The sequence below is a fragment of the Flavobacterium buctense genome (genome assembly GCF_014486695.1).
Classification (GTDB): domain Bacteria; phylum Bacteroidota; class Bacteroidia; order Flavobacteriales; family Flavobacteriaceae; genus Flavobacterium; species Flavobacterium buctense.
In genome coordinates this window covers 109558-131301 of sequence record NZ_JACTAB010000007.1, presented here as the reverse complement: position 1 = coordinate 131301, position 21744 = coordinate 109558, and the positions used below count along the sequence as shown (strand labels likewise).

The window sequence follows — 21744 nt, the reverse complement described above, 5'->3', positions numbered from 1 at the left end:
GCTCCACCAGCTATAGTGTTAAATTCACCAGATTCAACAATTGTAAATTCTTGTGATTATCCTGATCAGGAATCTTTGGATGCTGCTTTTGCAACATGGTTAAGTCAGTTTAGTGTGAGTGGTGGATGTGCGCCGGTAGGAAATTATGGGTCACCAGTTGCGCCACCATTGTGTGGAGGAGGAACCACAACAGTAACTTATTCAGTAACCGATAAGTGTAGTTCTCCAGATGTAACAGAAACATTTACAGTAATACCATCAACAAAACTTCAAATTTCATGTCCAGCTGATAAAACAGTTGAATGTGGAAGAGATGTTGCACTTGAATTTGATGCATGGAGAAATTCATTCAGCTTCACTGGCGGATGTGCAAATGCAGTTGCGACTGATTTGTCACAATTACAAGCTCCAGAGCCAGGACATTCTATAACTGTTACTTTTACTGTGACAGATAATTGTCAAAGTGTTACATGTACAGCCAGATTCACTGTTGAATCATGTGAAGGATGTACTTTAGGATATTGGAAAACCCATACTAACAGATGGTGTTCTTCTTATAGAACTTGTGATAGATTTGGAGATGTATTTACAAATGCACCAGCTAGCTTAGCCAATTTGACATTGTTGCAAGCCCTAAACTTAGGTGGAGGCGGTATTTATAACTTGGCTCGTCAAGGAGTTGCAGCTTTATTAAATGCTTGTAGCGATGAAGTTAATTATGCAGGATATCAAGATGTTGAGCAATCAATTATTGATGCAGTTAACCAAGCTTATGCTACAGGTGGTAATGCACCTGGAATATTAGGTTCTCAACTTGATACATTCAATAATGCTGGATGTCCTTTAGCAGGAACAAGAGCAACAAGCGCTTCTAATTGTAATTCGGCTACTGGTCCAACTATGATTTCAGCACTTCAAAGAATGAGTGTAAAAGTTTATCCTAACCCAACTAATAATAATTTCAATGTTGGTTTAACAACTGTAAGTGATGATAAAATTTCACTTGTTGTTTATGATATGTTAGGTAGATTAGTTGATACGCTTGAGTTAGATCCTAAAAATTCTTTAGAAGTTCAAATTGGAGATAAGTATCCTACTGGAATCTACAATGTTATTGTTACTCAAGGGGCAGAAGTAAAAACTGTCAGAGTAATCAAAAGATAACTTTAAATAAATTAGTTAATAAAAAAAAGCCTCTTCATTTTGAAGAGGCTTTTTCCTTTATATTGTTTCCAGCATTATAATTTATGATTCTTTCTTTCTCAATGATACTATGATTCCAATAAGTAATGAAATTCCAATGAAGCCTAATGAAACCCATTCAGGAAATTTGTAATAATGAATAATCAGCATTTTTATCCCTACAAAAGTTAGAATAGCAATTAAACTATATTCAAGGTAACTGAATCTTTCTAACATATTGGCCAAAAAGAAATACATTGAACGCAAACCCAGAATGGCAAAAATATTAGAACTGAATACTAAAAATGGGTCAGAAGTAATAGCCAATATAGCAGGAACACTATCCAAAGCAAATAACATATCCATTACTTCAATAACAATTAAAGCTACAAAAAGCGGCGTAGCTGCAGTTATATGTCTTCTCTTTACAAAAAAATGCTCTCCTTCAGCATGACTGGTAATCGGAATAATTTTGCGTAAGTTTCTGTAAACAAATGATTTCTTTGGATTGAATTCTTCTTCATCACCTTTAAATAACATCTTAACGGCTGTAAAAATCAAAAATGCGCCAAACAAGTAGGTCATCCAACTGAACTTGTTAATCAAAATTACCCCAAAGAAAATCATCAATCCTCTAAAGACAATTGCACCCAAAATACCCCAAAACAAAACCCGATGTTGGTATTTCTGGGGAATTTTAAATGAAGCAAAAATTACAGCAATCACAAAAATATTGTCCACACTCAACGATAATTCAATCAAATAGCCGGTGATAAACTTCATAGTAGCAACAGCCGGTTCAATGCCGGTCGGATTAGCTACTAGTTCATTTTTGTAGATCCATCCCACAACAAAACTGAAAATAAATGAAAGGGAAACCCAAATTCCGGTCCAAATTCCGGCTTCTTTCGGTTTGATAATATGAGGGTTTTTGTTAAATACACCCAAATCAAGGGCAAGAAATAGGAAAATTAAGGCCAGAAAAATTATCCAAACTATCATGATGCATTTATTTAGTTGTTGCAAATATAGGAGTTTGAATTATCTAAGTGCAATTATTAACGATTCAACAATAAAAGTTTTAAACAATTTATTTTTGATAAATAATCAGATTGACCCCCAAAAAAATAGGGTATGTTTATTTTAAATTAAAAATATTGCTATATTTGCATCAAATTAATAGGGTATAACTTTTTAAAATTAACTTTATGTCAACTTTACGTTTTCAAGCATTAAAAGATGCATCAGGTAGAAAACCTGTAAAATTTGAAGAAGCTGATAAAAAATCGGCGCTTTTTGGTTCAAATGTGTTCAATGACAAAGCAATGAAGCAATATTTAACTTCAGATGCTTATAAAGGAGTAAAAGATGCGGTACAGCACGGAACTAAAATTGACAGAAAGCTAGCAGATTACATAGCAATGGGAATGAAAGAATGGGCTTTGTCAAAAGGCGTTACTCATTATACTCACTGGTTTCAACCTTTAACTGGTACTACAGCTGAAAAGCACGATGCTTTCTTTGAAACGTCTTATGATGGTTCTGATCCTGTTGAAAAATTCGGTGGTGGCCAATTGGTTCAACAAGAACCGGATGCTTCTTCTTTCCCGAATGGTGGAATCAGAAATACATTCGAAGCTCGTGGTTATACCGCTTGGGATCCAACTTCTCCGGCATTTATCTTCGGAACTACTTTGTGTATCCCAACAGTTTTCATCTCTTATACCGGTGAAGCTTTAGATTATAAAACACCTTTACTACGTGCTTTAAATGCGGTTGATGAAGCGGCAACAGATGTATGTAAATATTTCGATAAAAACGTTAAAAAAGTAACCGCTACTTTAGGTTGGGAACAAGAATATTTCTTGGTTGACAGTTCATTGGCCAATTCACGTCCCGATTTAGTGATGACCGGTAGAACTTTATTAGGTCATACTTCTGCTAAAGGACAACAATTAGACGACCATTATTTTGGTTCGATTCCATCTCGTGCCTTAAATTACATGAGAGAATTAGAAGAAGAATGTATGTTGTTAGGAATTCCGGTTAAAACACGTCACAATGAAGTAGCGCCAAACCAATTCGAGTTGGCTCCAATCTTTGAAGAAACGAACTTAGCCGTTGACCACAATTCACTATTGATGGATGTAATGTCTAAAGTAGGTGAACGTCACGATTTTAAAGTGCTTTTCCACGAAAAACCTTTTAAAGGCGTAAATGGTTCTGGAAAACACAATAACTGGTCATTGGCTACAGATACTGGAGTAAACTTATTATCTCCTAGCAAAACGCCAATGAGCAATTTACAGTTCTTGTCATTCTTTATTAATACAATTAAAGCGGTTAATGAATACGAAGAATTACTTCGTGCAGCCATTGCAACAGCAAGTAATGACCACCGATTGGGAGCCAATGAAGCGCCACCGGCTATTATTTCGGTTTTCATCGGAGAACAATTGACCAAAGTTTTAGCTGAATTAGAAGGCGTTTCTAAAGGAAAATTATCTCCGGAAGAAAAAACCGATTTAAAATTAAACGTAGTAGGTAAAATTCCGGATGTGATGTTGGACAATACCGACAGAAACAGAACGTCTCCATTTGCCTTTACCGGAAATAAATTTGAATTCCGTGCCGTTGGTTCTTCTGCCAACTGTGCCAATGCCATGACGACTTTGAATTCTATTGTGGCTAAACAATTGAAAGAGTTTAAAAAAGAAGTTGACGCTTTAATCGAGAAAAAAGATTTAAAGAAAGACGAAGCCATTTTCAACGTCTTAAGAGAATACATCAAAGAAACTAAAAATATCCTTTTCGAAGGCGATGGTTATAGCGATGCTTGGGAAAAAGAAGCTAAAAAACGTGGCTTAAGCAATCACAAAACTACTCCAGCCGCTTTGAAAGCTAAAGTGTCTAAAAAAGCCTTAGACTTATTCAAAGATTTAAACGTAATGAACCACGTTGAAGTGGAAGCACGTTACGAAATCGAATTGGAAGAATACACCAAGAAAATTCAAATCGAAGGTAGAGTTTTAGGTGATATTGCTCGTAATCACGTGATTCCAACAGCCATTCGTTACCAAAATACTTTAATCGAAAACGTACGTGGCTTAAAAGAAATTTTCGGGAAAGATTTTGAGAAAATTGCCAAAGAGCAAATCTCTTTAATCAAAGAAATTTCAGCGCATATCGAAGGCATTAATTCGAATGTAGAAGCCATGACCGAAGCCCGTAAAAAAGCAAATGTTTTAACAGATGCTCAAAAAATGGCCGAAGCTTACTGCGATAAAGTAAAACCATACTTTGAAGTAATCCGCGAACATTGCGATAAATTAGAGTTATTGGTTGATGACGAAATCTGGACTTTAACTAAATACAGAGAGTTGTTATTTACAAGATAATTTTCATAATAAGTTAGCACAACACCCGATAGTTTTTAAAATTGTCGGGTGTTTTTATATTAAAATTGGCGTAACTTCGTTATATACAAATAAACCTTACCAATGTTACGCAAAATAGTTACTTTGTTTATTCTGATAATTTCCGCTAATGCATTGGCACAAGAGCAAATTTCTGTCTTTTTTGAAAGCAACCAATACCAACTGAACAAAAAAGAAGCTAATAAACTCAATCAATGGATTCTAGCCAACAATAACAACAAAATTGTCGCTATTCATGGATTTACCGATGAAGACGGAACCTCGGGTTTTAACGATACTTTGGCCCAAAAAAGAGTCAATTTCATCTTTCAAATGGTAAAAGACCAAATCAAAATCAGAGAAGATTTTAAAACCATAAGTTTTGGCGAAAGTTTTAAACAGTCGGAAAGCAAAGCCGAAAATCGAAAGGTTACCATTTACTATATCCTCGAAAAAGACATTCCGCACGAAAATGAAATTCTCGGTATCAAACCCGATGCAGCAATCGAAGAATTGCCAACCCGAGGCGTAGCCGAATCGAGCGAAGCTAAACCCGAAATAAATTATCCTGAGAAATTAGTATTCGAAAACCCTAATGGAACTAAATCTGAATTCAAACTTGATAGAGAATTCATGAAAAAGGTAGGTAATGCCAAAGCAGGCGAAAAGCTGACTATAGAAAACTTGAATTTTATCATCAACACTTTTGCCGTAGTCAACGAATCGCGTGGAAAGTTATACGAACTCTTATTGGTTTTACAAAGTAATCCCGAATTGAAAATTGAAATTCAAGGTCATTTGTGTTGTATGCCTGTCGATAGAACCGATTTGTCTACCCAAAGAGCCAAAGCGATATACAATTTTTTAGTCAAAAACGAAGTGTATCGTGCCAGATTATCTTACAAAGGTTTTGGAAGCACACAGCCAATTTATCCTATACCGGAAAAAAATGAAGCGGAAAGAGCCGCCAATCGTCGTGTTGAAATTTTAATTGTCGAAAATTAGCATGAAGCAAATTTGTGTTTTTTTATTGTTTTTACCTTTTTTCGGTTTCTCTCAACAGCAGTTTGAAGTGTTTTTTGATTTTAATGCAGCTGTCCCAACTCAAGTCTCATTGACAAAATTAAACCAATGGATAAAAGAGAATAAATGGGCAGAAATAACCAAAGTTTTAGGCTATTGCGATAGTGTAGATGATAGTCAGTACAACAAAGATTTAGCCATGCGAAGAATTAATTCGGTTTTAGACTTGTTAAAAAACGACTCGATAACTATTAGTGATAACGTTGAATTAAAACCGTTTGGTAAAGATTTTAAATATTCAAAAAAACAAGAAGAGAATAGGAAAGTAACTTTTTTTTATACTTTAAAACTAAAGGAAAAGGCAGTTGTCGCTACTGAAGAAAAAGAGATTTCTTTTAGTAATTCATCGGAATTAGTCACCAAAGAGAAGTCGGAGTTGGCCGATAAGTTTAAAAAAGCCAAAAAAGGAGATTTGATTCGGATTAATAACATTAATTTTTACTTTAATTCCGAGAAAATAATGGAGCAATCTGAACCGCTTTTACTCGAATTATTGCAAATATTATATGACAATCCAAAGCTGAAAATAGCGATTCACGGCCATATTTGTTGCAATCCGAATGGTATGGATACCAAATTGTCTTACAGAAGAGCCTTAGTTATTTTTAAGTATTTAACTAAGTTTGAAATCGAAGTAAATCGTTTGTCTTATAAAGGTTTTGGTAGTAATGATCCGATTTACAAAGTGCCTGAAAGAAATGAAGCCGAACGCAAAGCCAATCGCCGTGTTGAAATTTTAATAGTCGATAAATAATGAAATCTAAACTTGTCATATTCGTCTTTTTGGTTTCCCTGAGTTGTTTGGGTCAAAAGCAATTTGAAGTGTTTTTTGATTTCAATAAAGATTTTCCCAATCAAAGTTCAATTCTACAACTTAATGAATGGATTGCTCAAAATAAAGGCATTGAAATTACCAAATTTTTAGGTTTTTGCGACAGTATTGATACCAAAGATTACAACAAGCATTTAGCTGAAAGACGTATTGAGAGTGTTCGTGAACTTCTAGAAAAAAGTGGCTTGAAATTCAATAAAGAACTCGATAAAAAAGCCTACGGAAAAGATTTTAAGCAATCTAAAATTCAAGCAGAAAATAGAAGAGTAACTATTTTTTATACCGAAATCACACCAAAACCTGTCGAAAGTGAACTCGCCAAACAAATCAGAAACTCGAAAGTAGGCGAGAAGATCAAGTTGCCTAATATTTATTTCTTCAACAATTCAGCTCGTGTTGTGCCCGGATCAGAACCAACACTCTATGATGTGCTTTGTGCATTACAAGAAAATCCAAAACTTAAAATAGAAATCCAAGGACACATCTGTTGTCAAACAAAAGTTGATGTTGGCGATGTTTCTACCGCACGTGCCAAGGCGATTTACAATTATTTATTGCGAAATAAAATAGACAGAAACCGAATGTCATATAAAGGTTTTGGCGTTTCCAAACCCATACACAAAATCCCGGAACGCAATGAAATAGAAGCCAACGAAAACCGACGTGTAGAAATTTTAATCTTGGAAAACTAAGTTTAAAAATCTGCTTTATGCCTTCTTAAATCTGTAATCTTTGGTTATCTTTGCGCCACAACAATCTACCTGTCGGCTGACAGGCACAACTAACTACAAATGAGCTCTGATAATAGTCAACGCTACAATCTACGAGGAGTTTCGGCTTCCAAAGAAGATGTGCACAACGCCATCAAAAACATCGATAAAGGATTATTTCCAAAAGCTTTCTGCAAAATCGTTCCCGATTATTTGACCAATGACGACAATTATTGTTTGATTATGCATGCCGATGGTGCCGGAACCAAATCGTCTTTGGCCTATATGTATTGGAAGGAAACCGGAGATATATCGGTGTGGAAAGGTATTGCACAAGATGCATTAATTATGAATATCGATGACTTATTGTGTGTTGGTGCTACCGATAATATTTTGTTGTCTTCTACTATCGGAAGAAATAAAAACCTAATTCCTGCCGAAGTGATTTCTGCCATTATCAACGGGACTGAAGAACTGATAGCCGAGTTGAAAATTTTTGGCGTAACCATTCATTCAACCGGTGGTGAAACCGCAGATGTTGGTGATTTGGTAAGAACCATCATTGTAGATTCCACTGTAACAGCTCGAATGAAACGCTCTGATGTGATTGATAATGCTAATATTCAAGCCGGAGATGTGATTGTAGGTTTGGCTTCTTTCGGTCAGGCCAAATATGAAAAAAGGTATAACGGTGGAATGGGTAGCAATGGCTTAACTTCGGCACGTCATGATGTTTTTGCCAACTATTTAGCCGATAAATATCCGGAAAGTTTTGACGCCGCGGTACCAAATGAATTGGTTTACTCCGGAAACACTAAATTGACCGATGCAGTAGAAAATTCTCCTATTGACGCAGGAAAATTAGTGCTATCGCCAACCAGAACTTATGCTCCGATTATCAAATCGATTTTAGATAAATACAGTCCAAACCAAATTCACGGCATGGTGCATTGTTCCGGCGGTGCACAAACTAAAGTGTTGCATTTTGTGGATAACGTTCATGTCATCAAAGACAATTTATTTCCTGTTCCACCATTATTCAAACTCATACAGGAAAATTCCAAAACCGATTGGAAAGAAATGTACCAAGTGTTCAATTGTGGTCATCGCATGGAATTATACGTACCTCAGGACATTGCACAAGAGATTATCGCCATCTCAGAATCTTTTGGTGTAGCCGCACAAATTGTTGGTAGAGTAGAAGCATCGGCAAACAAAAAACTCACCATTGAAAGTGAGTTTGGTAAGTTTGAGTATTAAAAATAAACCAATGATAATCAATCCAAAAAATGGCGTGGACCAATTGCTATTCGGCATGAAGCAAAATCATGTGGAAGCTATTTACGGCAAGCCATCGAAACAATTCAAGGACGATGACGGCAATGTGATTTATTTGTACAATGAGCAAAAGCTTCGCTTGACGTTTTATGAAGATGAAGCCTTTCGTTTAGGATATATTATCACTTCCAATATTCAAGCTACGCTTTTAGGCAAAGCGATTATGGGTAAAAATGTTGCCGAAATCAAAACGGAACTGCCTTTTAAAACTTGGGAGCAAGAAGATTTTGATTCAACCGAAAATCACTTCAACGAAAGCAATTGGTTAATCCTTCAATCTGAATACGATAGTATTATTCGAGTAGAAATAGGTGCTATAATTAAAGATAGCGACGAGTTTGACTGGAAGTTTAAAGGGTAAAAAGAAACGCAAAGTTCACAAAGAAGGCGCGAAGTAAAATCTAAATAATTTCAGCACTTAAACCAGCTTCTAATAACTGAGTACATTGTGGTTTCAGTTCGTCATAATGACCCGTTTTTACAGTACATTTTCCTTTATAGTGAACTAATATAGCGCATTGCTCGGCTTGTTCAGCAGTATGTTGGCAAACCCTAATTAGAGTGTCAATTACATGATCAAATGTGTTAACATCATCGTTATACAAAACGATTTCGTTGTTAATTCCAACTTGTTCTTCGACTAAAACGTCTTCTTGTACTTTTTCTATAGTGCTCATTTTCATTTCGTTTTACCAAGTGTAAAATTTTCTATTGCTAATAGGTGTATTTTAGGGAAACCCAATTGTTTCGCTCAAATTTCTTGACATAAGTCAACCCTTTTTCTGTACAAGATGCATCAATAAAAGGAATGTCTTCGGTATAAAAGCCGCTCAATAAAAGTATGCCGTTTTGATTCAAGCAATCTACATAGTGTTGCATATCGTTCAACAAAATATTGCGGTTGATGTTGGCAATAATCAAATCGTATTTTTTACCTTTTAGTAATTCGGCATCACCTTCATAAACAGTGATTTCGTGACAATTATTGCGTTCTGCATTTTCGATAGAGTTCAAATAACACCAATTGTCAATATCAATTGCGTCGATGGGTTTGGCGCCTTTCATTTCTGCTAAAATAGCTAAAATAGCAGTTCCGCATCCCATATCTAAGGTTTTCATTCCTTCAACCTTAGTTTCCAATAAATGTTGGATCATCATATGTGTGGTTTCATGATGGCCGGTACCAAAACTCATTTTAGGTTCGATGATAATATCAAATTGAGCATCGGTTTTTGGATGAAATGGTGCGCGAACATGGCATTTTCCGTCTACGTCAATTGGCTCAAAATTCTTTTCCCATTCTTCATTCCAATTCACTTGGTCAATTTCTTCTATAGTATAAGAAATAGTAAACTCGGGAGAAGTCAAAAGATAAATATCATTTAGAATGTCTTCGGTCCAAAGATTTTTTTGTATGTAAGCACTAAAACCATTGTCGGTTTCAATGAAACTTTCAAACGGTTTTTCTCCTAATTCTGCGATTAGAATTTCAGAACCTAATTCTTTCGGTTCAACCGAAAAATGATACCCTAAATAGATATTTGACATGGATTATTTTTTTACTTCGTACAATTCGACCTTATGGTCTCTGGTGCAAAGGTAACAATCGAATGAGTTACTAAAAAGGGTTTTGCAAAAAGAAATTTAATCGGCTTTGACTATAGTGGTTTTCAAACTTGCATTAGGAAGTTCATCCGGAGCAACGGTGAAAATCATTAATCTTTTGTAGCGTTTGTTGTCTCCGTCATACAAATAAGTCATGGTGTTGTCTTTTGGATTGTAGGTCAGTTTCGCTCTCATGAATTTTGATTGTATCGACCAAGAGCCTTCATTTTCTGAATCCTTGGTAAAGTTGTAAATAGAACCATGATGCAATCGGGTCTGTCCATTATCAATCATACTGATGATAATATAACCATTGGTTTTAGAACCAATTTCTCGAATATCAATTACCGAGTGTTCATACTCGGTTTCGACTAATTCATACTTTTCAAAATCAGCACTCCAAACATAGTATTTTCTAGAATCTGATTGAAATCGTTTTTGCGTATCGGTTTGAGCTTGTAGGTTTGCTAAGCTTACCAAAAAGAAGAATAAAATAAGATTTATTTTCATTACGGACTTTATTTGATTTGTGACTGGGGTAAAAATAAGAACTTAAACCGATTAAAAGCAAATAAAATCGATAAAATACATTAAAATTTATTTAAATATAAAAAAAACCTTTCAAATTAATGAAAGGTTTAGGTTTGTAATATTTTATTTAAACTTAAATCGCGCTGGCAATCGCAGCAAAATCTGCCGCTTTTAAAGCAGCACCGCCTATTAATCCACCGTCAACATCCGGTTTTGAGAATATTTCTTTGGCATTTTCAGGTTTTACACTTCCGCCGTATAAAATTGAAACGTTTTCTGCGATATCGCTTCCATATCTTTTTCTGACAGTTTCTCTAATGAATTCGTGCATTTCTTGGGCTTGTTCAGGTGAAGCTGTTTCTCCTGTGCCGATAGCCCAAACCGGCTCATAGGCTAAAATAATTTGTTCCCAATCTTTATTCTCTATGTGGAATAATCCATCACGCAATTGGTTTTCAACTACGTTAAAATGTTGGTTATTTTGTCGGTCTTTTAATTCTTCACCAAAACAAAAAATCACCGTCATATCATGTTTCAAAGCAGTGGTTACTTTTTGTGCCAAAAGCATATCAGTTTCATGAAAATAAGCTCGACGCTCTGAATGCCCAAGGATTACAATATTTACGCCTATACTTTTTAACATATCAGCAGAAATTTCACCCGTATATGCACCACTTTCATTTTGATGCATGTTTTGCGCTGCTACACCGATATTGGTAAATTCTAAATGGTCAACTGCAGAGGCAAGGTTTACAAAAGTTGGCGCAACGATAATTTGTGCTTCAATATCATTGGGTAATTTATCAATCAATTCGTTTAATAAATCTTCTGTTTCTTCGGCATTTTTATGCATTTTCCAATTACCGGCAACAATCTTTTGTCTCATTATTGTAAAGTTTTTAAAGTAGCGTTTATTTGTTCAAAATCAGTTTCTATAGCTCTATAGGTAACAATTTTACCGTTTTTATCAAGGATGATGTATCTCGGAATCCAGTCTAAATCGATTGATTTTCCAAATTCCCCTTTCATCATTTTAGGATCATTTACCCAAAAATGTTTTCCTTGCAATTCGTGTTTTTCAATTCCGGTTTTCCATTTATCAAAGGCTTTATCCATAGAGATGAATACATAGTCCACCATTGGATTGTTGGCTTGCATTTCTTTAACTTTTGGCATTGCTTTTACACAATCACTACACCATGATGCCCATATTTCAATAACGGTTACTTTACCTTTTTGATTTTTGAGGATGTTTTCGAAAGTAACTTCTGTACTATCTGTAGTGGTTAATTTTTTGTCTAAACTTTCGTTGTTAAATTCTTTTTTTTGGGCATTTGAACAGCCTAAACCTATAATAGCTAACATAAAACCTAAAGCAATTTTTTTCATTTTCTTTTTTTGTTAAAGATAAGTAATCCGATTTTTTGAAATCCTAAAATTGATATAATTCTAAGAATCGGTATTAGTACTTTTTTTTCGCTGAGATTCTTTCAAATAAAACAATCGGTGTTTTTTTCTTTTACGTTCTCTTCTTTCCGCTTTCTTTTTGTTGTCATACATGTATTTTAAAATCAAGATGATTCCCAAAATGGATAAAAATGTTAAAGCACTTCCAATAAGTATGTATATCGTATTTCCTAATGGCGGATCTTCCATAGTAGAAATGTGATTCAAAATATAATAACCTAAAATAAAAACAACGATACAGAGAATAATGCCAATTAGGCATCTTTCATTTGTTCTCTTTGACATTATATAACTAATCATAAGGATTCTAATTTTTTAACTCTAAAAATAGCAAAAAAGAAACACAACTAGCATTTATTTTTTTAATTCAGCATAAGATTTACTGATTAGTTTTTGGAAGTCGGCGGCATCAAACTTGTTATCGGTAATTCCCCAGTAGTATTTGTATTCATTTCCATTCCACAAATACTTCACGCCAGGCGTGTCTTTACCATCACCTAACACTTTCCAAAAAGGTATAACTTCTATGATTTTATAAGGATATTGCGCTCCGGCATATTTAAAAAAGTCCGGAATCAAGTCGGCTTCCTCGTTCATAAAAATAATGGAAATTTCAGGAAAATCTTTAGTATTTTTTCTCATTTCAGTCAGCTCTTTAGCCGCAACACGACAATGGTCGCAACCAGGAACAAAGAAACAAAGTGTTTTTCTTCCTTTGTCTATAGTAGAAAAATACTGGGTATAACCTGATTTGTGTTTGGCAGGTTCTGTAACTTCTGCTTTGACGTCCTCTTTAATTTCTGCTGCTTTTTTAACGGTATCTTTTGGAATGACCGCTTTTTTTGTATCCAAAGTTGTTTCAGGAATACTATCAGAGGTAGTTTCTTCCGGAGTTGAAACCGTGAAACTATTTTCTATCGGTTGGATTGGAGCCAACATAAATAACCCCAAAATTGAAGCTAAAGTGACTGTTGACAATAACCAAAAGTTTCCATTCTTTTCGTTTGTTTTAGGCATGATGATGAACAGCCAAACCAATAATGCCATCGCAGCAACATTCTTTAAAATCGCTTCAATAGGGGTCATTGGCAACAAACTTCCAAAACAACCACAGTTTCCGGAATTTCCGCCATTCTGAATGGTTTCAATTGCCAAATGTGTGGTGAAAACGGCCAATAATAAAATCGTAGCCGGAATAATGATGCTTCGTAAAAAGTTTTTTTGCAAAATTAAAAATCCTAAAGCCAATTCAATTCCGATTAATACTCTGGAAAAGTAAGGCGCAACACTTTCCGAAAATCCCATTGGATATAATTGCTTTACTTCAAAAGTTGAAATGGCGAAGTAAGGTGATGGATATAATTTGGCCACAGCTGAAAGTAAAAACAGGAATGAAATTGCGATTCGAATTCCCCAACCGATATTGTTTTTAGAGATTGCCATATTTGTGTATTGTTATATAGTTTTTTTGGAATTTATTAAAATTTGGAGTTTACCCTTTTTGTCCGAATTGCATCAAAATTAAGGCAAAAACCGAGTAATTAATCATATCTTGGTAATTGGCATCAATGCCTTCCGAAACTATTGTTTTGCCTTGGTTGTCTTCAATTTGCTTCACACGAAGTAATTTTTGGAGAATCAAATCGGTTAGGGAACTTACTCGCATATCGCGCCAAGCTTCTCCGTAATCGTGGTTTTTGGCTTCCATCAAGGATTTGGTTAAACTTACTTTTGCATCGTAAAGTTCGGTCGCTTTGGCAACATCTAAATCAGGTTGTTCCACTACGCCTAAATCCAATTGGATTAACGCCATGATGGAGTAATTAATAATTCCAATGAATTCCCCGGTTTCGTCTTCATCTACTTTGCGAATGTCATTTTGCTGTAGACTTCGAATGCGTTGGGCTTTGATAAATATTTGGTCGGTTAAGGAAGGTAATCTCAAGATTCTCCAAGCACTTCCGTAGTCTTTCATTTTGTTGATAAACAGTTGTCGGCAAATTGCGATAACCTTGTCATATTCTTGAGAAGTATTACTCATTTCAGTGTATCTTTGTGTCAAATTTTCCCAAAAGTAAAGAATAAAGATTGAAGTACAAAGGACTAAATCTTAGAACTAACTTAATTTGCTAATGACTATAAATTGTCTTGGAACGCTTGTCGATTTATCTTCTCCCAAAGTTATGGGAATATTGAACGTTACTCCGAATTCTTTCTACGACGGCGGAAAATATGCTGATGAAAAAAGCATGCTTCTTCAAGTGGAAAAAATGCTGACGGAAGGTGCTGCTTTTATTGATATTGGTGCTTATTCCAGCAAACCTAGTGCTGAGTTTGTAACGGAACAAGAAGAAACACAAAGACTGCTTCCTATTATAAAATCGGTACTCCAACATTTTCCGGAAACTTTAATTTCTGTCGATACTTTTCGGGCCAATGTGGCTAAAGCTGCTATTGAAAACGGCGCGTGTATCATTAATGATATTGCTGCCGGAGGTCTAGATGACAACATGATGGAAACCGTCGCCCAGTTACAAGTGCCTTATATTATGATGCACATGAAAGGCAATCCGCAAACCATGCAAAGTTTGGCACAGTATGACAATGTTACCAAAGAAGTATTGTTTTATTTCTCTGAAAAAGTATCGCAAGCAAGACGTTTAGGTATTAATGATTTGATTATCGATCCCGGATTCGGCTTCGCCAAAACGTTGGAACAGAATTTTGAAATCATGAACAATTTGGAGTTGTTTCAAATGCTGGATTTGCCAATTTTAGTTGGAATTTCGCGAAAATCAATGATTTATAAAACACTTAACACTTCAGCCGAGTTTGCTTTGAATGGTACTTCGGTTTTAAATACAATTGCTTTACAAAAAGGTAGTACTATTTTAAGAGTGCATGATGTGAAAGAAGCCGTTGAATGTGTAAATTTGTGCCTTCAATTAAACTACAAATTATACTAATGAAAAAGATTGTTCTCTTATTAATTCCAATGCTAATGCTTTCTTGCGGTAATGATAAAGAAGTTTTATTGCCTGTCGCCAAAGAAACCATTGTAACAGAAGTAAAAGACCATTCGCCGATTTATTTCTTTTTTAAATTGGAAGAAAAAGATACTTTAGTTGATGTTAATCGCAATAATTCGATTAGTTCAACCAATTGGTTGTTCAACATTGATAAGCGTTTGCCATTGCGCAAAGTAATTTTGGAAGTAAAAAAATTACAGACAAAAAAAGAAGGAAGCTCGCATAAAAAAGCAACTTCTGAAAACTACTTTACCTATACCGATACGGTTAAAAAAAACTTGGCTTTCATGCCGTTTACTAAAATAGTATACAAACTCGAAAAACCTGATTTTAATGTCAAGTATTTCCACTTAGACCGAAATGATTTGGTGCATTACAACGAATTGGTTTTCTCTAAAAATCAATTACAAGAGTTTATCAATAAAATGCCAAGTTCAAGAATTTATTTCTCCTTCGATAAAGGCATGTCTTTCGGAAAGTATATCGAATACAAACTCTTCATCAAAAATCTCGAGATTACCCAAAAAGGGGTTTCAATAAACTCCAATAGAGAATACATCTACTAAACTGAACACTGCCAGCTGATTACTAACTACTGATGGTGATAAGGTTCATTCCGCAAAATTGTAAACCCGCGGTACAACTGCTCAATAAAGAATAAACGAACCATTTGATGCGAAAAAGTCATTTCGGAAAGGGAGACTTTACCTTGTGCTTTTTTGTAAACTTCTGCACTGAAACCATACGGTCCGCCAATAACGAAAACCAAAGTCTTCACGCCTGAATTCATTTTCTTTTGCAAATAATCGGAGAAGCCAACACTTGAAAATGTTGAGCCGTTTTCGTCTAATAAAATTAATTGGTCGGTTGGTGTGAGTTTGGCCAAAATCAATTCGCCTTCTTTGTCTTTTTGTTGCGTTTCCGAAAGGTTTTTAACGTTTTTGATATCGGGAATAATGTCTAAATCAAATTTGATGTAAAACGACAAACGCTTGGTGTAATCGTCAATCAACGTTTGCAACGCTTTGTTATCGGTTTTGCCAATGGCGATTAGTTTGATGTTCATGATAATTTATTTATTCCAAATTTTCCAGGCTTTTTCGGCTTGCAAAACTAACATTTCGTAACCGTTTTTGGTAATGGCACCGTTCTTTTTCGCTTTTTTCAAAAACTGCGTTTCTTCCGGATTGTATATTAAGTCGAAAGCAATGTGTTTTTTGGTAAAAAAGTTATACGGAATAGGCGGAAAGGCTTTGGTGTCAGGGCTTGTGCCCAAGGGTGTGCAATTGATAATGATATGGTAATTGTCGAAAGTCGTTGCATTAATTCGGTCATAATTAATCATGCCTTCCTTTTCTTCGCGAGAAACATAAGTGTATAGAATTCCGAGTTGGTCTAGAGCAAAAGCCACCGCTTTAGCTGCGCCACCGGTTCCGAGTATCAAGGCTTTTTGATGATGTGGTTGGAGTAGTGGTTGTAAAGATTTCATAAAACCGTAGTAATCTGAGTTGTAGCCTTTGAGTTTGCCTTTTTTGGTAAATCGAATGACATTGACGGCGCCAATTTGGGCCGCCGTTTTAGACAGTTTATCCAAATAAGGGATAACAACTTCTTTATAAGGAATGGTAACGTTTAGCCCTTTTAAATCACGATTGTTGGCAATAAGAGTTGGGAATTCTATAATGGATTGTAGGTCGAAATTCTCATAGGAACAATCTACAAAGTTGCCTAAAGTAAATTTTTCGGTAAAGTACTTTTGGGAAAACGAATAGGAAATGTTCTTTCCGATTAGACCGTATTGTCTTCTCGACATTTATTCCGATTTTTTATGTTTCGCCATATAATCTTGTACCGATTGTCTTTCCCAAACCATTGGAAACAATTCTTCCAAAATAGTGTTGTGTTTTGAGTTTAAACGCAATCCATTATTCAAGTGGAAGTTTCCTTTTTCTTCTTCGTGTAAAGACAAATGCAAACCGGCCAAACGGTATTCGATTTCACATTCTTCCGGAAAATATTCTGCGGCTTGGATTAAAGTCAGAATCGCATTGTTGGTTTCTCCCATGTTTTGCATCATATCCACCCAAAATAACCAAGTGTCTAGTTGGTAATCACCGTGTTCAACAGCTTTTCTGTATCCGAATTCAGCTTCCTCAAACATACTCATCGCTTTGTTGATGGTCGCATAACGTTTCCAGTAGAGGCGATTTTGATCGTCAATAGCCAACGCTTTATTCACATAGAATAAGGCTTTTTGGAAATTTTTTTGGCGTACATAAAAATCGGTAATCGCAATCCAGCCTTTGTCTAAAAGCGGATCTTCGTGAACGGTTTTGTTGAAATATTTTAAGGCCTCAACTTTGTTGCCTAGTTTTTCATAACATTTCCCGATGCGTAATAAGGCATAAGAAGTCGGGTCGTCTAATTCGATGGTGCGATTGTAACTTTCAATGGCTTCTTCGTGTCTTTTTAAACGCTCCAATGCTTTTCCTTTTTCCATGAAAGCACCAATAAATTCATCATCTATATAAGTAGCAAATTCAAACGAACGAACTGCATTTTCATAATCTTTTACCCCATAATACAAACGGCCTGATTGGTGCCAAGCTATTTCGCTGTAGGGATTTCTATCGATGTAAGTTTTGAGGTATTCAATCGCATCCAAATTTTGGTCCAAAAACTCAAAGCAATACACTACATTATATAAAGCAGATTGGTCTTCGAAATCTTCTTCCAAACATTTGATAAAATTTTCTTTGGCCAATTCAAGGCTATCCATAAAAAGATATTCCATTCCGATTAAGTTGTATACATCGGCATAGTCTTCAGTATATAACAACGCGGTTTGAAGGAATTCCACCGCTTTCTCGTGGTCGTCTCTTTTAGAATAGATATTGGCTTTTTGGATAAAAATTTCCTCGTTGGTTGGCTCAATGGCGTACAATTCGTTTAACAACTTTTCTGCCTGATCTAATTTATCGTCGTACACCAGCATTTCTACTTGAACCAATTTTAATCCGGTAGATTTTGGGTGTTGTTCCAGTCCTAATTTTAAAGCTTTCTTGGCAAGAGAAGCTTTCCCCATGTCGAGATAATGCAGAATAATTTCCTCGAACTCCTCTGAATCGAAAAACAAGACTTTGTTGGTTTTCAACATCGACTCAAATTTCGCTAGGGATAAGTTGTAATCTTCTTCGTCGTGTTCTAGGTGCATACTAGTAGGTTTTAAAATTATCCTTAATAAAATTAGGAAAACGCTGTTCTTTTTTTAGTGAAAGCGACTTTTTGTTGTAAACAATTTAATTAACAATTTTTTGATTTGAAATTTCTTATCAAATTGAAAATGAAATCTTTAATTTTTCATTTCTGCTGCCACTTCATTCATAGCTTCTATGATGATGGCGCAACCTTCTCTTATTTCTTCTAAAGAGATAGTTAACGGAGGAGTAATTCGGATGGCGCAACCTTCAAACAAGAGCCAGAATAAAATCAGTCCTTTATCTTGGCATTTAAAAATCACTTTATTGGTAATTTCGGGGTCTTTGGTCATCGCCGCCAGCATTAAGCCTCGGCCTCGAATTTCTTCTATCAAAGGATGTACCAAAATTTCCCTGAAAAGTTTTTCTTTTACTAATGACTGTGCAGCGTAATCTTTTTCCAGTACTTCTTCTAAAGTAGCCAAACAAGCTGCCGCTATGACAGGATGTCCGCCAAAAGTGGTAATGTGTCCCAATTTCGGGTCGTGACTTAACAAATCCATGTGTTTTTCATTGGCTATAAATCCACCAACAGGCATACCGCCGGCCATTCCTTTACCTATAATAACTACGTCGGGAACGACATTGTAGTTTTCAAAACCGAATAGTTTTCCGGTTCTTCCAAAACCCGGTTGAATTTCGTCGACTATCATCAGCGCCCCAACTTCCTTGCAACGTTTTTTAACTTTCGCCAAAAAATCATTTTTAGGTTCGATAAAACCGGCACCACCTTGAATGCTTTCTAAAATGATTCCTGCCGTTTTGGTAGTGATTTTTTCCAAATCGGCTTCGTTATTAAAGGTGATGAAATCTACATCGGGAATCAACGGTCGGAAGATTTGTTTTCGTTCTTCAAATCCCATGACGCTCATCGAGCCCATCGTATTGCCGTGATAAGCATTGTGACAGGAAATCAATTGGCTTCTGCCGGTAACTCTTCGAGCCAATTTTAAAGCGCCTTCACAAGCTTCGGTTCCTGAGTTCACTAAATAGACTTTATTTAAACTTGTCGGTAAATTTTCGACTAACAATTTGCAATAAGCCACCGCCGGATGTTGGGCATACTCGCCATAAACCATTACATGCGAATATTTATTCAATTGGTCAATAATGGCTTGGTTAACTTTAGGATGTTGGTGACCCAAACTACAAGCTGAAACACCGGCTACAAAGTCTAAGTATTTTTTATTTTTGGTGTCGTATATATAAGAACCAACCGCATGCGACACTTCCATACCCAAAGGATACGGGGAAGTTTGCGCTTGGTATTTTAGGAAATCTTCTTTCAATCTCGGTAATTCGTTATTCGTTTAGTTGGTAGTTGGTGACTGTATTACAATGGGAACACCAATTAAATTGCTCTTCTTGGCTTCTTAATAAAGTTTTCGTTTTTTCATTACAATTTTCGCAAATTTCTTCCTCATGGTCTTCTTCGAATATTTGCAGCGGACAATTGTTACAACTCCAAACCGTTATATTTGGCAATATTTCGCTAACGTACCAAGTGAAAGCATCTTGTTTACACTTTGGACAAGTTTGCGTTATCATTATTTTACTACCGGTTTAGGGTTCTTCTTATCGTAATCTAAAGTTTCTTTACTAGGTTCTAAAGGCTTATCTACTTTGGCTTTCTCGACTTTACTTTCCGCTTGAATCTTGGCATCCAAATCGAGTTCTTCTTGCGGAAAAATATCGTCTTTGGTTTTTATTCGTTCGTCGCCACGCCAAATGAATCCTCGTAGTTTCCGAGCATTTTCAGGCAATTCTGCTTCGGGATAAATATCGCCGTCTACTTGGTTGTAATTAGTTATCGTTTCAATCGTATTTTTATCCAAAATCATATTGATTTTACTGCTTACGCTTTTGTTGATACCAATCAGTTCTTGTTGGTCATTGCGCATATAATAAATGACTTCGGTGTTTTTGATGATATCCACTTCTCGGAGTTTATTGTCTACAAATTTTCCGTAAAGATTTTGTCCTTTGACCTGATTGTAACCCGTGCTAAGTGTGTCTTTCGAAATGATAAAAGCATTGTTGAGCACTTTGAGCGAGTCGAGTTTTTCGGTTTGGTTGTTGCCAATAAGATGCATGATGTCGCCGGTCATTTGGTTTTCGTAATTCCAAAGAATCGGGTTTTTAATCAATTTGGTTAAGCCAGTTTTTTGGTCGGAATGGATGGAATCACATTTGCCGCTCATATCGGTTTTGTAAAAACGCACATTGTTAAAAGCTCTGACAATACGTTCTCCCGGTTTTCCGGTAATGATCATTTTTTTGCCGTGCACATACATCGAATCGTTTTCGACCAAAGTAATCGCAACGGCTTTTTTAGTAATCATCATCGAATCTTTCTGCGTTTTTAAATCGCGATAAATTTCGGCATAATGACCTTTGATTAAACCATTATTGATAGAATCAGTAATCTTTACATTGTTGGTGGCCGAAGCATATTCTCGGTTTCGGTCATAATACAAACTGTCACCTTCGATGCGTCGGTCTTTGTATTTGATATAGGATTTTCGTTTGAAGTAGGCCAAATTCTTTTTGGTATCATAAAACCCTTTTTCGGTATAAATATAATTCTCCTTACTGGTAATGGTCGACGGACCAAACAAATAGGAGTGACCCGAATTAGTATAATAGTCTAAATGATTCGACTTGATGGTGTATTTCGGATTGGTAATCGTTACAGCGGTTAAGAATTTAAACTTCTTTTCATTGGCGTAATAACGACCCGATTTGCTTTTCAAAGTGTTGTCTTTATTGGTAATTGTCGCATGAGAATTGTAAAAAGCTTCTTGGCTGTTTCGGTCAAAGTTAATCGTATCGGTAACCAAAGTCGATTCAGGGGAACGCATCACCACATTGCCTGTTGCATACGCTTGTTTGACTTCGCCATTGTATTCAGCGTATTTGCTATTTAGGTAAAGCGTATCGCCTTGCACCATTTGCACATCGCCAAAAGCTTTCAGATAGTTTTCTTTTTGGAAAAAATAAGCTTTGTTACAAGTAAAAATAACACCGTCATGGCTTACTCTCACATTGCCACGCAACAATAACGCATCGGGAATTTCAGTTTGATTGATATCTGCATAATCGGAGTATTCTATGTTTATAGGTGATGATTTTTTTTGTGCAGCAGCAATATTCACGACCAATAAAAATAATCCGAGGTAAAAAAGTAACTTTTTCAATAGGTAAAATTTTAAGCAAATTTATGAAATTAGCCCCAATGACAACGTTTATTAAGAATAATTTATGGTGCTTATATTTCAATCATTTATTTATATT

24 protein-coding genes are annotated in these 21744 nt (G+C 35.7%); 9 read left to right on the top strand and 15 right to left on the bottom strand.

Going from position 1 to position 21744, the window contains the following annotated elements; translation table 11 throughout:
- The coding region (locus ICG50_RS11215) for a T9SS type A sorting domain-containing protein (protein ID WP_187661012.1) at positions 1 to 1164 on the top strand (1164 nt) is incomplete at its 5' end.
- A gap of 81 nt (positions 1165 to 1245) precedes the next feature.
- Here the strand turns inward: ICG50_RS11215 and ICG50_RS11210 are convergent.
- Positions 1246 to 2184, bottom strand: coding sequence for a TerC/Alx family metal homeostasis membrane protein (locus tag ICG50_RS11210; RefSeq protein ID WP_187661011.1), 939 nt, complete (start codon positions 2182 to 2184; stop codon positions 1246 to 1248).
- A 206-nt stretch (positions 2185 to 2390) separates the two neighbouring features.
- On the opposite strand from ICG50_RS11210, the gene ICG50_RS11205 reads away from it, so the two are divergent.
- The 6 genes from ICG50_RS11205 to ICG50_RS11180 all read left to right on the top strand — a co-directional run bounded on the left by ICG50_RS11205 (position 2391) and on the right by ICG50_RS11180 (position 8922).
- Complete coding sequence (locus ICG50_RS11205) at positions 2391 to 4580, top strand: glutamine synthetase III family protein (protein WP_187661010.1); 2190 nt, start codon at positions 2391 to 2393, stop codon at positions 4578 to 4580.
- Positions 4581 to 4682: 102 nt separating this feature from the next.
- Positions 4683 to 5603, top strand: coding sequence for an OmpA family protein (locus ICG50_RS11200; protein ID WP_187661009.1), 921 nt, complete (start codon positions 4683 to 4685; stop codon positions 5601 to 5603).
- Position 5604: 1 nt separating this feature from the next.
- Positions 5605 to 6435, top strand: coding sequence for an OmpA family protein (locus tag ICG50_RS11195; RefSeq protein WP_187661008.1), 831 nt, complete (start codon positions 5605 to 5607; stop codon positions 6433 to 6435).
- Complete coding sequence (locus ICG50_RS11190) at positions 6435 to 7205, top strand: OmpA family protein (RefSeq protein ID WP_187661007.1); 771 nt, start codon at positions 6435 to 6437, stop codon at positions 7203 to 7205. Before ICG50_RS11195 ends, ICG50_RS11190 begins: the two co-directional genes overlap by 1 nt.
- 99 nt (positions 7206 to 7304) lie before the next feature.
- Positions 7305 to 8483, top strand: coding sequence for an AIR synthase related protein (locus ICG50_RS11185; protein WP_187661006.1), 1179 nt, complete (start codon positions 7305 to 7307; stop codon positions 8481 to 8483).
- Between the two features lie 10 nt (positions 8484 to 8493).
- On the top strand, positions 8494 to 8922 hold the full coding sequence (locus tag ICG50_RS11180) for a hypothetical protein (protein ID WP_187661005.1): 429 nt from the start codon (positions 8494 to 8496) through the stop codon (positions 8920 to 8922).
- A gap of 40 nt (positions 8923 to 8962) precedes the next feature.
- On the opposite strand, the gene ICG50_RS11175 is transcribed toward ICG50_RS11180, so the two are convergent.
- From ICG50_RS11175 to ICG50_RS11140, 8 genes are all read right to left on the bottom strand, one after another.
- Complete coding sequence (locus tag ICG50_RS11175; RefSeq protein WP_187661004.1) at positions 8963 to 9238, bottom strand: ATP-dependent Clp protease adaptor ClpS; 276 nt, start codon at positions 9236 to 9238, stop codon at positions 8963 to 8965.
- Positions 9239 to 9275: 37 nt separating this feature from the next.
- Entirely contained in the window at positions 9276 to 10109 is an 834-nt protein-coding gene (gene prmA, locus ICG50_RS11170; protein ID WP_187661003.1) for a 50S ribosomal protein L11 methyltransferase, read from the bottom strand.
- 96 nt (positions 10110 to 10205) lie between these two features.
- Positions 10206 to 10676 carry a hypothetical protein gene (locus ICG50_RS11165; protein ID WP_187661002.1) on the bottom strand — a complete coding sequence of 157 codons (471 nt, stop codon included), beginning with the start codon at positions 10674 to 10676 and terminating at the stop codon, positions 10206 to 10208.
- A 154-nt stretch (positions 10677 to 10830) separates the two neighbouring features.
- Positions 10831 to 11583 (bottom strand): triose-phosphate isomerase, encoded by a 753-nt coding sequence (tpiA, locus tag ICG50_RS11160; RefSeq protein WP_187661001.1) that lies wholly within the window; start codon positions 11581 to 11583, stop codon positions 10831 to 10833.
- On the bottom strand, positions 11583 to 12086 hold the full coding sequence (locus ICG50_RS11155) for a TlpA family protein disulfide reductase (RefSeq protein ID WP_187661000.1): 504 nt from the start codon (positions 12084 to 12086) through the stop codon (positions 11583 to 11585). Before ICG50_RS11155 ends, tpiA begins: the two co-directional genes overlap by 1 nt.
- 60 nt (positions 12087 to 12146) lie before the next feature.
- Entirely contained in the window at positions 12147 to 12449 is a 303-nt protein-coding gene (locus ICG50_RS11150; protein ID WP_187660999.1) for a hypothetical protein, read from the bottom strand.
- 69 nt (positions 12450 to 12518) lie between these two features.
- Positions 12519 to 13607: a MauE/DoxX family redox-associated membrane protein gene (locus ICG50_RS11145; protein WP_187660998.1), complete on the bottom strand. Its 1089-nt coding sequence runs from the start codon at positions 13605 to 13607 to the stop codon at positions 12519 to 12521.
- 49 nt (positions 13608 to 13656) lie between these two features.
- Positions 13657 to 14205, bottom strand: a complete 549-nt coding sequence (locus ICG50_RS11140) for a DUF1599 domain-containing protein (RefSeq protein ID WP_187660997.1) — start codon at positions 14203 to 14205, stop codon at positions 13657 to 13659.
- 91 nt (positions 14206 to 14296) lie between these two features.
- Between ICG50_RS11140 and folP the strand changes: the two genes are divergently transcribed.
- Together folP and ICG50_RS11130 are read left to right on the top strand one after the other, a co-directional pair.
- Complete coding sequence (folP, locus tag ICG50_RS11135) at positions 14297 to 15130, top strand: dihydropteroate synthase (RefSeq protein WP_187660996.1); 834 nt, start codon at positions 14297 to 14299, stop codon at positions 15128 to 15130.
- Positions 15130 to 15759 carry a hypothetical protein gene (locus ICG50_RS11130; RefSeq protein WP_246448740.1) on the top strand — a complete coding sequence of 210 codons (630 nt, stop codon included), beginning with the start codon at positions 15130 to 15132 and terminating at the stop codon, positions 15757 to 15759. Before folP ends, ICG50_RS11130 begins: the two co-directional genes overlap by 1 nt.
- A gap of 26 nt (positions 15760 to 15785) precedes the next feature.
- On the opposite strand, the gene rlmH is transcribed toward ICG50_RS11130, so the two are convergent.
- The 6 genes from rlmH to ICG50_RS11100 form a co-directional block, all read right to left on the bottom strand.
- Positions 15786 to 16259 (bottom strand): 23S rRNA (pseudouridine(1915)-N(3))-methyltransferase RlmH, encoded by a 474-nt coding sequence (rlmH, locus tag ICG50_RS11125; RefSeq protein ID WP_187660995.1) that lies wholly within the window; start codon positions 16257 to 16259, stop codon positions 15786 to 15788.
- Between the two features lie 6 nt (positions 16260 to 16265).
- Positions 16266 to 17006 (bottom strand): shikimate dehydrogenase family protein, encoded by a 741-nt coding sequence (locus ICG50_RS11120; RefSeq protein ID WP_187660994.1) that lies wholly within the window; start codon positions 17004 to 17006, stop codon positions 16266 to 16268.
- A complete protein-coding gene (locus ICG50_RS11115) occupies positions 17007 to 18407 on the bottom strand; it encodes a tetratricopeptide repeat protein (RefSeq protein ID WP_187660993.1) in 1401 nt (466 codons plus the stop codon).
- 138 nt (positions 18408 to 18545) lie between these two features.
- Positions 18546 to 19739 (bottom strand): aspartate aminotransferase family protein, encoded by a 1194-nt coding sequence (locus ICG50_RS11110; RefSeq protein WP_187660992.1) that lies wholly within the window; start codon positions 19737 to 19739, stop codon positions 18546 to 18548.
- Positions 19740 to 19752: 13 nt separating this feature from the next.
- Positions 19753 to 19998: a hypothetical protein gene (locus tag ICG50_RS11105; protein WP_187660991.1), complete on the bottom strand. Its 246-nt coding sequence runs from the start codon at positions 19996 to 19998 to the stop codon at positions 19753 to 19755.
- The gene (locus tag ICG50_RS11100) at positions 19998 to 21647 is read right to left on the bottom strand and encodes an OstA-like protein (RefSeq protein WP_187660990.1); all 1650 of its coding nucleotides are present in this window, start codon (positions 21645 to 21647) and stop codon (positions 19998 to 20000) included. The genes ICG50_RS11105 and ICG50_RS11100 overlap by 1 nt, the downstream gene beginning before the upstream one ends.
- Positions 21648 to 21744 lie beyond the last annotated feature (97 nt).

Coding starts and splice junctions, on each gene's coding strand:
- ICG50_RS11185 (WP_187661006.1), top strand. CDS start 7,305: ATGAGCTCTGATAATAGTCAACGCTACAATCTACGAGGAGTTTCGGCT.
- ICG50_RS11105 (WP_187660991.1), bottom strand. CDS start 19,998: ATGATAACGCAAACTTGTCCAAAGTGTAAACAAGATGCTTTCACTTGG.
- ICG50_RS11190 (WP_187661007.1), top strand. CDS start 6,435: ATGAAATCTAAACTTGTCATATTCGTCTTTTTGGTTTCCCTGAGTTGT.
- prmA (WP_187661003.1), bottom strand. CDS start 10,109: ATGTCAAATATCTATTTAGGGTATCATTTTTCGGTTGAACCGAAAGAA.
- ICG50_RS11195 (WP_187661008.1), top strand. CDS start 5,605: ATGAAGCAAATTTGTGTTTTTTTATTGTTTTTACCTTTTTTCGGTTTC.
- ICG50_RS11180 (WP_187661005.1), top strand. CDS start 8,494: ATGATAATCAATCCAAAAAATGGCGTGGACCAATTGCTATTCGGCATG.
- ICG50_RS11115 (WP_187660993.1), bottom strand. CDS start 18,407: ATGCACCTAGAACACGACGAAGAAGATTACAACTTATCCCTAGCGAAA.
- ICG50_RS11155 (WP_187661000.1), bottom strand. CDS start 12,086: ATGAAAAAAATTGCTTTAGGTTTTATGTTAGCTATTATAGGTTTAGGC.
- ICG50_RS11140 (WP_187660997.1), bottom strand. CDS start 14,205: ATGAGTAATACTTCTCAAGAATATGACAAGGTTATCGCAATTTGCCGA.
- ICG50_RS11120 (WP_187660994.1), bottom strand. CDS start 17,006: ATGTCGAGAAGACAATACGGTCTAATCGGAAAGAACATTTCCTATTCG.
- ICG50_RS11145 (WP_187660998.1), bottom strand. CDS start 13,607: ATGGCAATCTCTAAAAACAATATCGGTTGGGGAATTCGAATCGCAATT.
- folP (WP_187660996.1), top strand. CDS start 14,297: ATGACTATAAATTGTCTTGGAACGCTTGTCGATTTATCTTCTCCCAAA.
- ICG50_RS11165 (WP_187661002.1), bottom strand. CDS start 10,676: ATGAAAATAAATCTTATTTTATTCTTCTTTTTGGTAAGCTTAGCAAAC.
- ICG50_RS11150 (WP_187660999.1), bottom strand. CDS start 12,449: ATGTCAAAGAGAACAAATGAAAGATGCCTAATTGGCATTATTCTCTGT.
- ICG50_RS11200 (WP_187661009.1), top strand. CDS start 4,683: ATGTTACGCAAAATAGTTACTTTGTTTATTCTGATAATTTCCGCTAAT.
- ICG50_RS11210 (WP_187661011.1), bottom strand. CDS start 2,184: ATGATAGTTTGGATAATTTTTCTGGCCTTAATTTTCCTATTTCTTGCC.
- ICG50_RS11130 (WP_246448740.1), top strand. CDS start 15,130: ATGAAAAAGATTGTTCTCTTATTAATTCCAATGCTAATGCTTTCTTGC.
- rlmH (WP_187660995.1), bottom strand. CDS start 16,259: ATGAACATCAAACTAATCGCCATTGGCAAAACCGATAACAAAGCGTTG.
- ICG50_RS11205 (WP_187661010.1), top strand. CDS start 2,391: ATGTCAACTTTACGTTTTCAAGCATTAAAAGATGCATCAGGTAGAAAA.
- ICG50_RS11175 (WP_187661004.1), bottom strand. CDS start 9,238: ATGAGCACTATAGAAAAAGTACAAGAAGACGTTTTAGTCGAAGAACAA.
- tpiA (WP_187661001.1), bottom strand. CDS start 11,583: ATGAGACAAAAGATTGTTGCCGGTAATTGGAAAATGCATAAAAATGCC.